Consider the following 13,808-nt stretch of genomic DNA (forward strand, 5'->3'; position numbering starts at 1 on the left):
GTTCTAGCGCCCCCCTTCATCGCCCAGCGGCGGCAGCGAATGCAAGTCGTTGGATGCTTCCGGGGTTTTTCCCGAAGGCATACGAATATCGGGCAGCGTTACGTCGCGCGAGCGTTTCGAGTGCATCCACTCATCGACCATCCGCTTGCCGATAGGCGCCGCTGCCGAGTTACCCCAGCCACCGTTCTCAACAATAACGGCGACCGCAATCTGTGGATTGTCGATGGGCGCGAAGGCCGAGAACAGCGAGTGATCGCGCAGCCGCTCGGCCACTTCGCTGGCGTTATAGCGTGCGTTCTGACCAATGGTGTACACCTGTGCGGTACCGGTTTTGGCCGCCATTGAGTAGTCACGATAGCGCAGCGTGGCCGAATTGTCGGCGACCGCTTTCATGCCATCAATAATGACGTCCCACCCTTTCGGATCGTCGAGCTTGATATCGGGCGGCGTTCCCTCGAACGGCGGGTTAACCGCTGCATCGCCCACCCCGGCCAACAGGTGAGGCCGCACCCAGTGACCGCGATTGGCCAGCACCGACAGCGAGGTCGCCATTTGCAGCGGCGTGGCCAGGAAATAGCCCTGCCCTACGCCCACCGAGAGCGTTTCGCCGGAATACCACGGTTTGTTAAAGCGCTGCCGCTTCCAATCGGGGCTTGGCAGCACGCCGGGGCGCGCACCGTACACGTCCAGCGCCGTATCAGTGCCATAGCCGAAATGGTGCAGGAAGTCGTCGATGCCCTGAATACCCAGCAGGTGCGCCAGGTTGAAGAAATAGGTGTCGTTAGACAGCGCAATGGCTCGGTGCATGTTGAGCGTGCCGTGGCCCGGACGATACCAGTTGCGGTAGCGGTGAGGATCATTGGGCAGGCGATAGAAGCCGGGATCGAAGATGGTGTCCTGGGGCCGAATGACTTTCTGCTGAAGCCCTGCCAGCGCCATGAAGGGCTTGACCGTCGAGGCCGGCGGATATTCACCGCGCGAGGCACGGGTGTAGAGCGGCAGGTCCTTGTCGTTTTGCAGGCGCTGATAATCTTTGGTGCTGATGCCGGTGACGAAGGCGTTGGCATCGAAGCCGGGCGATGACGCCATGGCAATAATCTGACCGGTGGCAGGCTGAATCGCGACGATCGCGCCACGCTTGCCTTCCAGCAGATTCATGCCGAGCTGCTGCATATGACTGTCGACCGTTAGCGTCAGGTCCTTGCCCTTGACGGGCGCCGTGCGGTCGATTTCACCCAGCACACGCCCATGCGCGTTGGTTTCGACACGCCGCATGCCCACCTTGCCGTGGAGGATATCTTCGTATTGACGCTCAATACCCAGCTTGCCGACGAAGTGCGTACCCGCATAGTTACTGTTATCGAGACGCTTCATGTCGTCGCGGTTCATGCGCCCGACGTAGCCGATCACGTGCGACATCGGCACGCTTTGGGTGTAGTGGCGCAGCAGCTGGGGCTCGACATCGACACCGGGTAGGCGATAGCGATTGAGCGAGAGACGCGCAATTTGCCACTCGTTCAAGTCGCTTAGTAATAGCGCTGAATCGAACGGCCGTTGGCGCTGCCGAGAGCGCTCGATCAGCGTATCGCGCATCGCATCAGGCAGTGCCAGCACATCGATAATACGATCAATGGTGGCGTCGGCATCGCCGGCCTGCTCGCGGGTAATCATCAAATTATAGGTAGGGCGGTTTTCCGCCAGCAGCAGCCCGCGACGATCGTAGATCAGCCCGCGCGAGGGCGGCAAAGGCTCGACGCGAATGCGGTTACTGTCAGCCTGCATCACGTAAAGCTTGTGCTGGTAAATTTGCAGGAACACCATGCGCCCCACCAGCGCTCCCGCAAGCACGGTAACCGCTATCGAGGCGACAATGCAGCGCCGCCGAAACAACGCGATTTCGGCGGCGGAGTCCTTGATTTCAGGCGGCTTGCCGCGCCGCCCGAAGATCAATTGGCGTAAACCTTCAAGCATTCACCAATACCATTTCGTAAGTCGTGCTGCCTTTGTCACAAGCGTCGCCGGCACACCACCGCACAAGGGGGCGCGCCTTTGCTACTCTAGCGGTGATACGGGTGACCAATGGTCAGCGTCCAGGCGCGATACAGCTGCTCGGCCAGAACGATACGCACCAGCGGATGGGGCAAGGTAAGCGGCGACAGCGACCAGCGTCGATCGGCACGTTCGAGACAGCGCGCATCGAGCCCATCAGGGCCGCCGATCAAAAACGCCACATCGCGTCCGCCCAGTTTCCACTGCTCAAGGTTGTCGGCCAGGTCGTGGGTGCTCCACGGCTTGCCCTTAACATCCAGCGCCACCACCTCGGGGTTACCCTTCAACCGCTCCAGCACGGCGTCGCCTTCGCTGCTGATCGCTTTGGCGATATCGGCGTTCTTGCCGCGCGTACCGGGGGCAATCTCTTCTATCTCGAGACTGCACTCGCGTGGCATGCGCTTTTTGTATTCATCAACGCCGCTGGTCACCCACGCAGGCATGCGTGTGCCCACCGCCAGCATCCTCAGCTTCATTGCTGAATGTCGCTACGATCCAACGGCAGATCGCTCCACAGTTTCTCAAGATCATAAAGTTTGCGGGTGTCGGGCAGCATCACATGCACCACAACATCACCCACATCGACCAGCACCCAATCGGCACCGCCGCGGCCTTCTACGCCCAGCGGCTGAACGCCGGCTTCCTTGAGCTTGGTAACGACGCTGTTAGCAATGGCGCTAACGTGGCGGCTGGACGTACCACTGGCAATGATCATGACATCGGTCACGCTGGTCAGTTCGGCAACGTCGATTTCGACGATATCCTGAGCTTTGAGATCGTCGAGGGCATCGACCACCAAAGCCGCGAGAGATTCTTTTTGCATAGTAGTAAGGACGGTATCCTATCAATAAGTCGTGGCATTACGGGCGGGCGCGGTGCTCAGCGTTTATTCTGCGTGGCGCTTTGCAACCTCCAACACCTTGCCGTGGCAAACCTGCCGCCCCCGCAGCGCAAATCAAGGCGCGTATTCTATCGCATTTGTGGCGCCGCTACTTGCTTCATTGTGACAGCTATAGCGAAGAAGCGATATCCATCGCCACTAACGCTTGGGTTCGGGCACCCCCTCGCGCCTATAAGGCATAAATAGCGTAACGCTCGCGCTCGGCAATCGATCAACGCCAGAGCGCCTTGCTAACCTCCAGCGCGATAGAAGTGCTGCTGTGTAATCAGTTGCTCGACCCGATCGGGCACCAGATAACGAATGCTTCGCCCCTCGGCTACGCGGCGACGTAGATCCGTTGCCGAGACATCGACAGGAGAAGGCAACGCCACCTGCATGAAATGACCATTGGGCGCTGAAAACAGCGCCTCCAGCGAGTCGACTCGGTGCGGCTCGACCAACTCGAGCAACTGCTGCGAGGGAGTGAAATCACTGCCCGGGCGATCAATCACCACCACGTGCGCCACCTCGAACAGCGCCTCTACCTGATGCCACTGATCAAGATGCTGATAGCTATCCATCCCGATCGCCATCACCAGCCGCGCATCGGCGCCATATTCTTCACGCAATGACTTGAGCGTTAGCAGCGACCACGACGGACCCTCGCGCTCCACTTCACGCGCATCGACAATCAGACCCGGCGTGTCTCCCACCCCGGCCTTGACCATCGCCAGCCGATCAGCGGCCGAGATACCGGGCGTTTCGCGGTGCGGCGGCAGCCGGTTAACGATCATGTGCAGGTGATCGATGCCCAGCACTTCGCGCAGCTCAACCGCGGAGCGCAGGTGCCCGATGTGAATGGGATCGAAGGTTCCGCCAAACATGGCGACACGACGTTCAGCCACGCAGTTGCCCTCGCCCGACCACCAGATATTTCTGAGTCGTCAGCCCTTCCAGCCCGACCGGGCCGCGCGCGTGCAGCTTGTCGGTAGAAATGCCGATTTCCGCGCCCAGCCCATACTCGGCGCCATCCGCGAAGCAGGTCGGTGCGTTGACCACCACCGAGCTGGAGTCGACCGCGCGGGTGAAGCGCTGCACGTTGCCCAAGTGATCGGAAATGATGCTATCGGTGTGGTGGGAGCCGTAGTGATTGATGTGCGCGATGGCGGCATCGACATCTGCCACGACCTTGATCGATAGAATGGGCCCGAGATACTCGCTCGACCAATCGCTTTCGCTGGCTGCTACCGCATCAGGATAGAGGCGCTGCACTTCCTCGCAGCCCCGCACTTCGACACCGTGATCGGTCAGGCGCTGGGCGATAGCAGGCACCAATTCAGCGGCAACCTGCTGATTGACCAGCAGCGTTTCCATGGCACCGCAAATGCCATAGCGGTAGGTTTTGGCATTGAAGGCAATGTCGGCGGCGCTGTTTAGATCGGCGCCTGCATCGACATAAATGTGACAAATACCGTCAAGATGCTTGAGTACCGGCACCCGAGCCTCATTGCTGATGCGCTCGATCAGAGAGCGACCGCCACGTGGAATGATCAAATCGACAAAATCGCTGGCACGTACCATTTCGCCCACAATTTCGCGATCAGTGTGCGCCACCACCTGCACCGCCGCCTCAGGCAAGCCCGCTTCCTTCAAACCCTGAGTGATGCAGGTGGCAATTTCTGCCACCGAATGGCGCGCTTCGGAGCCTGCGCGCAGAATGCATACATTGCCTGATTTCAAGCATAGTGCGGCCGCATCGATGGTAACGTTGGGACGCGACTCGAAAATAATCCCAATAACGCCAATCGGCACACGCATTTTGCCGATTTCGAGACCATTCCGCTGACGCTTGACGCCATCGAGCTGCCCTACCGGATCATCCAGCGAGGCGACCGTGGCAAGCCCACTGATCATTCCATCAATACGGCCGTCGGTGAGCTCCAGCCGATCGATCAGGGCACTATCAAGGCCGCGCTCGCGCGCTGCTTCCAGATCGCGCTGATTGGCTTGCTTGATGCGCTGACGCGCTTGGTCGAGATGGTCAGCAATTTTCTCCAACGCCAGGTTCTTGATGCGCGTGTCGGCAATCGCGACCTCTCCCGCTGCCTGTCGCGCTGCCTGCCCCAACTCTGACACATAACTCGCTGCATTAACGTGCTGCTGCCCGTTTGCCTGCTGATCAGCCATCTAGGGCCTCCTGTCACGTGATTTGACTGCACCCTTGAGCGCTTGCCCAAGATCGATGGCTTTACTATAAGGCACAGCCCGTACGGGTACAAAAACGCCGCTAATCACAGCGACTTGCGTGAGCGCTTTCGTATACACTTGGGGGCTATAAGGAACGAGCGCGAGCGCAGCCCAAATAGCCACGGTTGCGCAACTACTGACGTTCGATGTCGCATGGATATTGCAGGGAACACCGCATGAGTCTCGCTTTCTGGACCGATTACCTGACTCAAGCGCCTTGGGCGCTGCTCGTCGTTATTGCACTGTTTGCTGCATTGGAATCGATCGCCATCATCGGGCTGGTGCTGCCCGGCACGGTAATGATGACGATGGTGGCATCACTGGCAGGCACCGCCGACATTTCAGTTCCCTGGGTGCTGGTAAGCGGCGCTCTGGGGGCAGTCATTGGCGATGGCGTTAGCTATTGGCTAGGCAAGAGCCAGCGCCACCGACTGCATCGGGTGTGGCCATTCTCCAAGCACACCGGCTGGCTTGATCGCGGTCAGCAATTTTTTAAGCGTTACGGTGCTTTATCAGTATTGCTGGGAAGGTTTGTCGGGCCGGTGCGCCCCATCGTGCCGATGGTCGCGGGCATGCTCGACATGCCTAGCTGGCGCTTCTCGCTGGTTAACGTGCTGTCGGCCATCGGCTGGGCCCCGCTCTATATTCTACCCGGCTACTATTTGGGCCATGCCTGGCAGGAAACCCAGGCACTGTCGCAAGACACCACCATGTGGCTGATTCAGTTCGTCTTTATTGCCTTTATTGCGCTGCTCACCTTCTCATGGCTACGCAATCTGTTCTCGCGTCCACGTATCGGCTACCGCAGCGTGCTGAATTGGGCCCGCCAGACGCGTTTTGGACGACGCTTGTGGCGGCGCAGCCAGCGCGCCTGCACCAGCCGTGAGCCACCGGTGGCCGCTGCGCTACTGCTGCTGATCAGCCTGGTGGCGTTGATTGTCTGGACGTGGATTGTTATCGCCCATCGTGAAAATCCGCTCGCCATCGACGTGCGCAGCTATCGGTTATTTACCGAGCTGGCGACTCACCGCTGGCCTCAGCAGGTGGCACATGTCATCGATCTAATGGCGGACCGCATTGGCATCGCTATGTTCATGCTGCCGTGGATGCTGTGGTGGCTGTATCGCCGCTACTACGCACTGGTACTGCACTGGCTGGCCGCGGGGGTGTTGCTCAGCGTTAGCGTGATTCTGATCAAGCACGGTGTAGGCCGCATTCGCCCCAATACGCCGGATCACCTTTCCCATTCGTTTTCTTATCCCAGCGCCCATACCACTGCGATCGTGGTGATGCTCGGACTGGGGGCCGCCTTTGTTGCCGCGCGTCTTCCCAGCGCCTGGCGCAACTGGCCCTATTGGGGGGCAACGCTGGCAGCCATGGTAGTGGCGGTATCGCGGCTTGCCTACGGCGTGCATTGGGCCAGCGATCTGATTGGCGGCGCCTTGCTCGGCGTGGCCATCTGCGCCGCCGTACGTATCAGCTATCCCTTCTTCGCCAAACAGCGCATTTCGTGGGCACACTGGGGCTGGATACTCTCGGCCTCGATCGTACTGGTGGCGCTACGTGTCGCCTTCCCAATGCTGCACTGATCGCTGCTATATGCACTGTTGCCAGCGTAACGGCAACGCTTTTCCGCCAGACCTCATGCCTGGTGGCAAAACAAAAAAGGAGCGCCTTAGCGCTCCTTTTTGACGTCAATAATGCCGCTACTGCTGGGCTAGAGCGTCCAACAGCTTTTGGTGGAAGCCATCAAAGCTGCCGTTGCTCATTCCAACAATCAGGTCAGCAGCGCGGGCATCCTTCACCAGCGTGGCAATCAAGGCATCCATCGAGGTAAACACCCGGGCGGGCACAGGGCTTACGTCGGCAACTTCCTGCAGCGACCAATCCAGATGCGGCGGCTGATACCAGTACACCGCATCGGCCTTGGCCGCGGCCTCCGCCAGACGATCGCGCATGGCGCCCAGCTTCATGGTATTGGAACGTGGCTCGATAACTGCCAGCACCCGTCCATCCGAATGCTGCGCCTGCAAACCATCAAGCGTCTGGGCGATGGCGGTCGGGTGATGCGCGAAGTCGTCCATGACCGTAATATCCGCCACCGTGCCACGCACTTCCTGACGTCGACGCGGGGCCTTGAATTGAGCGAGCGCTTGCGCCGCTGTCGCCAGCGGCACACCTACCGACTGTGCCGCAGCGGCAGCCGCCAGTGCGTTAAGCTGGTTATAGCTGCCGCTCAAGCTCCATTCGACACTGGCCGTTTGATCACCGTAACGCAGCGTGAAGCCCTTGCCGTCCGGCGTCGAGTTGAGCAACTGCCAGTCACTGTCGGCGCTGGTACCGAAATGCTCAACGGGCGTCCAGCAGCCCATTTCGATCACGCGCTCAAGCGCCGGCTGCTGCGCCGCCACCAGCAGCCGCCCGTGAGCCGGCACCGTGCGTACCAGATGGTGAAACTGGCGCTCGATAGCGGCCAGATCGGGAAAGATATCGGCATGGTCGTACTCGAGATTGTTGAGCACCGCGACATCAGGCCGGTAGTGAACAAACTTGGAACGCTTATCGAAGAAGGCGCTGTCGTACTCATCGGCCTCTACCACGAAGGGCGCCCGCTGATCGCCGATGCGCGCCGAAACGTCGAAGTTACCGGGCACGCCACCAATCAGAAAGCCAGGCTGCATACCGGCATAATCAAGAATCCACGCCAGCATGCTCACCGTGGTGGTCTTGCCATGAGTGCCGGCAACCGCCAGCACCTGACGCTCGCCCAGCACCTGCTCACGCAGTAGTTGAGGGCCGCTCACGTAATGTAGGCGTTGATCCAGCACCGCTTCCACTTCGGGATTGCCACGCGACAGCGCATTACCGATAACCACCAGATCAGGCCGCGGGCTCAGGTTGTCGGCACTAAAACCATCGATCAGCGTAATGCCCTGCTTTTCAAGCTGGGTGCTCATGGGCGGGTAAACATTGGCATCGGAGCCGGTAACACGATGCCCCTGAGCGCGTGCCAGCAGCGCAAGGCTGCCCATGAAGGTGCCACAGATACCCACCACGTGAATGTGCATTAACCAAAACCTTAACGTTGAATTCTTGTTGCAAACGATTGCCACGGCGATTCGAGCATAGCCGCCACCGCTGCTCAACCTGGCCGCTATTTAAACCACCAGCTGATCAGCCAGCCAAACACCAGCAGCAGTGCGATTGCGCGCCATAGCTGCAATTGTCGCGAGCCGCGCCGGCGCGATTGTGCCGTTTGCGCATCGGCGCGGCGCAGCCCCACCATCAGTTCGTAAAGACGCCTGAAACGCATGCTGCGTTTGGGCGACACCGCACGCCGCAGCAGGTTATCCAACGATGGCGGCGCATTGTTCACCCAGCGCGTCAGCGGCACATACTCTAGCGCGCCAAGATCGTGTTCAGTACGCAGCTTCTGCGCCAACGGCTTGTACGGTAGATAGCCGCCACGGCCCATACCTGCAATCGGCCGCCCCTTGCCACTTCGCTCATAAGCGGCTGAATAACTTAGCAACCAGTAAATTATCGAGGCGAGCGAGTATTGGTCGCTGCGCCGCCCTACCTCCAGCCCCAGCCAATATTCCGGCGCCGCGAAATCGTTGATGCCCGCCCCCTGCGCCAGCGAGCGCGCCATCTCCGCCGGCGTATCACGCGGACAGCAGGCAGCGAACTCGGTCAGCACCACTTGTCCATGGCGATCGACCACGAAACTGTTTGGGCTCAGCGATTGGTGGAGAAACTCGCGCCGATGCAGTGCGCTGACCGCTTTGGTCATTTGGCGGCCAATTTCCAGGCGCTGCGCCAGACCGATATCCGCATGCTGACGAATCCACTGACCCAGCGTCTCGCCTTCTATATAGCGCATCAGATAATAATGGTAGGACGGTGCGCGCCGCGATGTTTCGAGACGATTAACATGCGGTGAGCGCAGCGCCCCCAGCATGTCGCGCTGGCGGTCGAATAGATAAAGATAATCGTGGCTGCCCGACATTTCGAGCGCGGGCGTTGCCATCAGCAAGCGGTCGCCACTTGCCGCATCCCGAACGCGATACACGCGCTGCTGATTTCCGCTGGAAAGAAGCTCTTCGATCCAGTAGCCGTCGATTTCATCGCCAGGCGCCAGTTCAGGGGGCAGCGGCAGGCGGTCGCGATCGCTCGCTGCGGGCCACAGGTCATCCAAGCGATCCACGCGCATCAATTGGAAGCAGATCGATTCCGCCGACACGCCACGACCGGCGGCCAGTTCAGCCGCTCGCTCAGCCAGCGCCAAACAGGCCGCATCGAGATCAGCGCTGTGCTCACGAATCAGCTGCATGTAGTCGCTGGGCAGTAAAATACCGCGCACCGCCTGGGTGGCAAACAGGAACAGATCGCCCTGCACCAACGGCAGCGTCAGGTAGTCAAGGTCGAGGCTGGCATCCATTCCAAGCGCGCGCGAGGGATAGCGATAGCCGCCTAAATCGGTAATGTGTTCACGGGTCAGCTGCTCTATTTCAGCGCCGCGCAAGCGATACACCACGGTGTCGCCAGCATGAAACAAGTGGCCTTGATCGTGATGAAGAATCAGCGCTGACAGCGAGCTGACATAGCTGCCGCTGGCGACAAAGCGACTCTGACTGAAACACCACCCGTTGAGCGCCAGCAGCACACGCGTAGCCGCCCGCTTGATCGGCCACTCCGCTGGCGTGGACGGGTAGTCGGCAAGAAATCCTTTGATAGCAAGGTCAGCCGCCTGGCGTGCAATCGCATTACGCCACGGCGAATCAGCGATTAACGCACAGGCGTCAAAGCGCTCGTGCGAATCACCTTCGGCCAACTGCACCGCTACCGCTGAACGCTGCTGCCGCTCAGACGCCAGCCGTGCCTGACCAACGCTTACCCTAAGCCCCATCGGCACTCTTCCCCCTGCCATTGTTATCGCCGCCGCTTACCAGCCTGCAAGCTTGCCACAACCGCGCCACCTTCGCGATATGCGCCGCAGGTCCAGCGCGCTTTCACAGCGCGCGCACAGTGCCAATTCAACGCCGCTATCCTTTCGTTACCAGCGGTCGGAACGATAAGGCAGCTACTCCGAGTAGCTGACGTTCAGCGCCCCCCGGCTGCAGGTAACATAAAGGAATTGGTAATCCTTAAGCGCTATTCGTATACTCGACACACCAATTTGCGAACAAGGCACTCAAGGTCCAAACATGAGTTTTTCAAGCATTACGCCGGGAAAAGACGTACCGGAAGATATCTACGTAGTTATCGAGATTCCCGCCAACCATGCGCCAATCAAATACGAAGTAGATAAAGACTTCGATGCCCTGATGGTGGATCGCTTCCTCGCTACCCCAATGTTTTACCCAGCCAACTATGGCTACATCTCCCAAACGCTGGCCGACGATGGCGATCCAGCCGACGCGCTGGTCGTCACACCTTATCCGGTTCAGCCGGGCAGCGTAATTCGTGCGCGCCCGGTGGGCGTACTGCGCATGACCGACGAAGCGGGTGTCGATGCCAAACTCATCTGCGTGCCGCACACCAAACTGACCAAGGTCTATGACGATGTTGAAAACATCGGCGACCTGCCGGAGCTACTGCGCCAGCAGATCGTGCACTTCTTCGAGAACTACAAGGATCTCGAGAAAGGCAAATGGGTCAAGGTAGAAGGCTGGGGCGATAAAGACGTTGCCACCAAGCTGATCAACCAGGCAGTAGAAGCGTACAAGGCTGAACAGCAGTAATTTCTGCCAGTATCAGCTCATCAATGCCCGCTTAGGCGGGCATTTTTGCACGTGAATACCAAGGTGAGCGGCAGCAGTGTGGATGCTGAAGCGACTTCGCTGACGCTTCACGGTTAGTATCGCGCTACGTGCCAAAAGGCGTGCCTTATAGCTGGCCATAGCGCCCGCCCGCTCACTCTCGGTTAAATGGGGCATCTTCTCCCTAGCAGCAGTTGCGCATCGCTGTTGCGGCCCTCATTATGAGGACGCCGCGCGACCGTTGGACCAAGAGAGCCCTCATGCGTTACTTATTTCCCCTGCTACTGATGCTGGCAAGCCTGCTTGCTGCCCCGCTATCCCATGCGGATTCACTGTTTCAACAGGATCCGCTGCCGGGCGCTGCCAAAAGCAACCCCGCCGATGCATCGCCTTCTCCGGTATCCAACGCCGCGCACAGTGATTTCCTACCCGTCGATAAAGCGTTCAAGCTGCACAGTTGGCGCGATCAGCACAGTATCTGGATCGGTATCGAGATCCACCCCGGCTACTATCTTTATCGCGACCGCATTCACCTGAAGGCGGAGGACGGCAACCTCACGCTCGGCACGCCTGAACTACCCGCGGGTGAATTCAAATCCGATCGCTTTATGGGTGACGTCAGCGTGTTTCACCAGCAGTTGGTGTTCCGCACTCCCATCAAGCAGGGGGATGGCGATACCCCTAAGGTGACGCTCGACTATCAGGGCTGCGCCGAGAAAGGGCTCTGCTATGCACCTGAGCGTCGCACCCTGAGCGTGGAATCCGGCCCGCGCCCTGCACAGTTCGACCGGCCACGCTCCAGTACCGACAACGCCTCGTCGGCGGCCGAAAAAACCGCGGCGTCTTCCTCCACCGCTCAGCCAACGACCGATACTGCGCCCGCCGACACCGCCAGCTCCGTGCCAGCGGTAAGTGCGTGGCAACTGCTGCTGCTATTTTTCGCCGGCGCAGGACTGGTGCTAACGCCGTGCGTGCTGCCCATGCTACCGATCATTTCGGCGCTGATTGTCGGGCAGAATGCCTCACTGAAACGTGCCTTGCTCCTGTCGGGATGTTATGTGGCAGGGATGGTCGTTACCTATGCCGCCATCGGTCTGGTGGTGGGCCTGATTGGTGGCGGCCTTAACCTTCAGGCCCACATGCAGTCGCCTTGGGTCGTCGTGCCCTTCGCGCTGATTTTCGTTGTGCTAGCGCTATTGACCAACGAATGGATCAAACTGCCAAGCACCGGCTGGGGACACCGCACCGCAGCGCTGGAAGAACGCTTCCGACAGATGGGGCCGTTTGGGCTAGTGATCGCAGGCGCGATATCAACGCTGGTGATTAGCCCCTGCCTATCAGCACCGCTGGCGGGCGTTCTGACCTATCTATCCACTACCGGCAATGCGCTGGGCGGCGCGCTGTCGCTGCTCGCACTGGGGCTAGGCATGGGTATCCCGCTGATGCTGGTCAGCGTATTCGGCAGCAGCGTTGTGCCGCGACGCGGTGCCTGGATGGAGCGCGTGCGCAACCTGTGTTCGCTGGCGCTGCTGGCGGTTGCGTTGTGGCTGGTGGGCGGCTGGCTACCCGCCGCAGCGGTGCTGGTGGGCTATGCCGCGCTAATGCTGGCGGCAGCGCTCTATCTCGGCGCGCTCGAGCGCAAGGCTCCGCACTTCCTGCGCGCGCTGGCGCTGCTGCTTGGCGCATGGGCACTGTGCTGTCTGGTGGGCGCAGCGATGGGCAATGGCGATCCGCTCAAGCCGCTATCAGCCGCGACGCTGCCTACTTCGCGCGAAAGCACCGCAACGCCCACGCCGAGCTTCACCACCCTATCCAGCATTGATCAGCTCGACAAAACGCTCGCGCAGTCGGCACAGCAAGGCAAGCCGGTGCTGGTCGATCTGTATGCCGATTGGTGCGTAGCGTGCAAAGCGATGGAAGCCGATCTGTTTACTCGCCCTGAGGTGGCGGCGGCGCTAGGCAAGCTCACGCTGATTCGTTTCGATGTGACCGCCAATAGCGAAGACGCGCGCCGCCTGCTGAAGCGCTACGGCCTGTATGGCCCCCCTACCTTGCTATTTTTCCGCGATGGCAAGGAAAAGCGCGAGCTGCGTCTTCAGGGAGAGCCCAACGCTGAGCAAATTATCAACGCGAGCGATAAAATCGGCTAACGGAAGCGATCTACACCTATCGCTACTGGACAGCCGCATTAATTTTGGGCAAACTTCGCTACCAACCGTTACAAACACACTAACGTCGACAATCGTGACGCTATCTTGCCGGTTTGTAACATGGTTAACAGCGTATGCTGAACTTTATTCAAGGCGGCGCCGTGTTCCATTAAAACAGCCACTGGCACCGCATTTTTTATTTCTTTTTCCACAGGATTTTCATGGACATTCGCAAAGTCAAAAAGCTGATCGAGCTTCTCGAAGAATCAAACATCAGTGAAATTGAAATCCAGGAAGGCGAAGAATCCGTACGCATCAGCCGCGGCGGTGCCCAGGGCGCGGTGGCTCCTGCCCCCGCTACCTATTACACCGGCGCAGCGCCCGCTGCAGCCCCGGCACCGGCAGCCGCCCCCGCTGCTGCACCAGCACCGGCAGAAGACGCAGTACCTGCGGGTCATCAGGTGAAATCTCCCATGGTAGGTACCTTCTATCGCTCTCCTGCTCCCGGTGCGAAATCCTTCGCCGAAGTCGGTCAAAGCGTCAAGAAAGGCGATACTGTGTGCATCGTTGAAGCAATGAAAATGATGAACCAGATCGAAGCGGATAAAGACGGCGTTATCGAAGCCATCCTGGTCGAAGACGGCGAGCCGGTCGAATTTGACCAGCCTCTGGTAGTGATCGGTTGATACCCCTCTTCTTTCACCAACGCCAGAGAGTCGC

General features: G+C 59.5%; 11 protein-coding genes. 4 read left to right on the forward strand and 7 right to left on the reverse strand.

Features of this window, described 5'->3' with window-relative positions:
- Window positions 1-3 precede the first annotated feature (3 nt).
- The 5 genes from mrdA to R84865_RS01635 all read right to left on the reverse strand — a co-directional run bounded on the left by mrdA (window position 4) and on the right by R84865_RS01635 (window position 5,116).
- The gene (mrdA, locus tag R84865_RS01615; protein WP_435631704.1) at window positions 4-1,971 is read right to left on the reverse strand and encodes a penicillin-binding protein 2; all 1,968 of its coding nucleotides are present in this window, start codon (window positions 1,969-1,971) and stop codon (window positions 4-6) included.
- An 86-nt stretch (window positions 1,972-2,057) separates the two neighbouring features.
- On the reverse strand, window positions 2,058-2,525 hold the full coding sequence (rlmH, locus tag R84865_RS01620) for a 23S rRNA (pseudouridine(1915)-N(3))-methyltransferase RlmH (protein ID WP_435631705.1): 468 nt from the start codon (window positions 2,523-2,525) through the stop codon (window positions 2,058-2,060).
- Complete coding sequence (gene rsfS / locus R84865_RS01625) at window positions 2,522-2,872, reverse strand: ribosome silencing factor (RefSeq protein WP_025732910.1); 351 nt, start codon at window positions 2,870-2,872, stop codon at window positions 2,522-2,524. Before rsfS ends, rlmH begins: the two co-directional genes overlap by 4 nt.
- Window positions 2,873-3,180: 308 nt before the next feature.
- Window positions 3,181-3,834, reverse strand: coding sequence for a nicotinate-nucleotide adenylyltransferase (gene nadD, locus R84865_RS01630; protein WP_435638663.1), 654 nt, complete (start codon window positions 3,832-3,834; stop codon window positions 3,181-3,183).
- On the reverse strand, window positions 3,827-5,116 hold the full coding sequence (locus R84865_RS01635) for a glutamate-5-semialdehyde dehydrogenase (protein WP_435638664.1): 1,290 nt from the start codon (window positions 5,114-5,116) through the stop codon (window positions 3,827-3,829). The genes nadD and R84865_RS01635 overlap by 8 nt, the downstream gene beginning before the upstream one ends.
- A gap of 236 nt (window positions 5,117-5,352) precedes the next feature.
- Here R84865_RS01635 and R84865_RS01640 point away from each other — a divergent pair, with 236 nt between their 5' ends.
- Window positions 5,353-6,765: a bifunctional DedA family/phosphatase PAP2 family protein gene (locus R84865_RS01640; RefSeq protein ID WP_435636932.1), complete on the forward strand. Its 1,413-nt coding sequence runs from the start codon at window positions 5,353-5,355 to the stop codon at window positions 6,763-6,765.
- A 117-nt stretch (window positions 6,766-6,882) separates the two neighbouring features.
- Here the strand turns inward: R84865_RS01640 and mpl are convergent, their stop codons facing one another.
- Together mpl and R84865_RS01650 are read right to left on the reverse strand one after the other, a co-directional pair.
- Window positions 6,883-8,244 (reverse strand): UDP-N-acetylmuramate:L-alanyl-gamma-D-glutamyl-meso-diaminopimelate ligase, encoded by a 1,362-nt coding sequence (gene mpl / locus R84865_RS01645; protein WP_435638665.1) that lies wholly within the window; start codon window positions 8,242-8,244, stop codon window positions 6,883-6,885.
- 86 nt (window positions 8,245-8,330) lie between these two features.
- Window positions 8,331-10,106: a bifunctional protein-serine/threonine kinase/phosphatase gene (locus R84865_RS01650; protein WP_435638666.1), complete on the reverse strand. Its 1,776-nt coding sequence runs from the start codon at window positions 10,104-10,106 to the stop codon at window positions 8,331-8,333.
- Window positions 10,107-10,383: 277 nt separating this feature from the next.
- Between R84865_RS01650 and ppa the strand changes: the two genes are divergently transcribed.
- The 3 genes from ppa to accB all read left to right on the forward strand — a co-directional run bounded on the left by ppa (window position 10,384) and on the right by accB (window position 13,774).
- The gene (ppa, locus tag R84865_RS01655; RefSeq protein WP_435631711.1) at window positions 10,384-10,920 is read left to right on the forward strand and encodes an inorganic diphosphatase; all 537 of its coding nucleotides are present in this window, start codon (window positions 10,384-10,386) and stop codon (window positions 10,918-10,920) included.
- Between the two features lie 278 nt (window positions 10,921-11,198).
- Window positions 11,199-13,088 (forward strand): protein-disulfide reductase DsbD, encoded by a 1,890-nt coding sequence (gene dsbD / locus R84865_RS01660; RefSeq protein WP_435638667.1) that lies wholly within the window; start codon window positions 11,199-11,201, stop codon window positions 13,086-13,088.
- A gap of 221 nt (window positions 13,089-13,309) precedes the next feature.
- Window positions 13,310-13,774 carry an acetyl-CoA carboxylase biotin carboxyl carrier protein gene (gene accB / locus R84865_RS01665; protein WP_435631713.1) on the forward strand — a complete coding sequence of 155 codons (465 nt, stop codon included), beginning with the start codon at window positions 13,310-13,312 and terminating at the stop codon, window positions 13,772-13,774.
- The last annotated feature ends 34 nt before the right edge of the window (window positions 13,775-13,808 follow it).

The sequence above is a fragment of the Carnimonas bestiolae genome (assembly GCF_051251145.1).
In the GTDB taxonomy this organism is placed as follows: Bacteria; Pseudomonadota; Gammaproteobacteria; order Pseudomonadales; family Halomonadaceae; genus Carnimonas; species Carnimonas bestiolae.

What these genes read in the sequence shown, in the direction of transcription:
- R84865_RS01640 (WP_435636932.1), top strand. Translation starts at nt 5,353, where the DNA reads ATGAGTCTCGCTTTCTGGACCGATTACCTGACTCAAGCGCCTTGGGCG.
- R84865_RS01650 (WP_435638666.1), bottom strand. Translation starts at nt 10,106, where the DNA reads ATGGCAGGGGGAAGAGTGCCGATGGGGCTTAGGGTAAGCGTTGGTCAG.
- dsbD (WP_435638667.1), top strand. Translation starts at nt 11,199, where the DNA reads ATGCGTTACTTATTTCCCCTGCTACTGATGCTGGCAAGCCTGCTTGCT.
- rsfS (WP_025732910.1), bottom strand. Translation starts at nt 2,872, where the DNA reads ATGCAAAAAGAATCTCTCGCGGCTTTGGTGGTCGATGCCCTCGACGAT.
- ppa (WP_435631711.1), top strand. Translation starts at nt 10,384, where the DNA reads ATGAGTTTTTCAAGCATTACGCCGGGAAAAGACGTACCGGAAGATATC.
- mrdA (WP_435631704.1), bottom strand. Translation starts at nt 1,971, where the DNA reads ATGCTTGAAGGTTTACGCCAATTGATCTTCGGGCGGCGCGGCAAGCCG.
- rlmH (WP_435631705.1), bottom strand. Translation starts at nt 2,525, where the DNA reads ATGAAGCTGAGGATGCTGGCGGTGGGCACACGCATGCCTGCGTGGGTG.
- mpl (WP_435638665.1), bottom strand. Translation starts at nt 8,244, where the DNA reads ATGCACATTCACGTGGTGGGTATCTGTGGCACCTTCATGGGCAGCCTT.
- accB (WP_435631713.1), top strand. Translation starts at nt 13,310, where the DNA reads ATGGACATTCGCAAAGTCAAAAAGCTGATCGAGCTTCTCGAAGAATCA.
- R84865_RS01635 (WP_435638664.1), bottom strand. Translation starts at nt 5,116, where the DNA reads ATGGCTGATCAGCAGGCAAACGGGCAGCAGCACGTTAATGCAGCGAGT.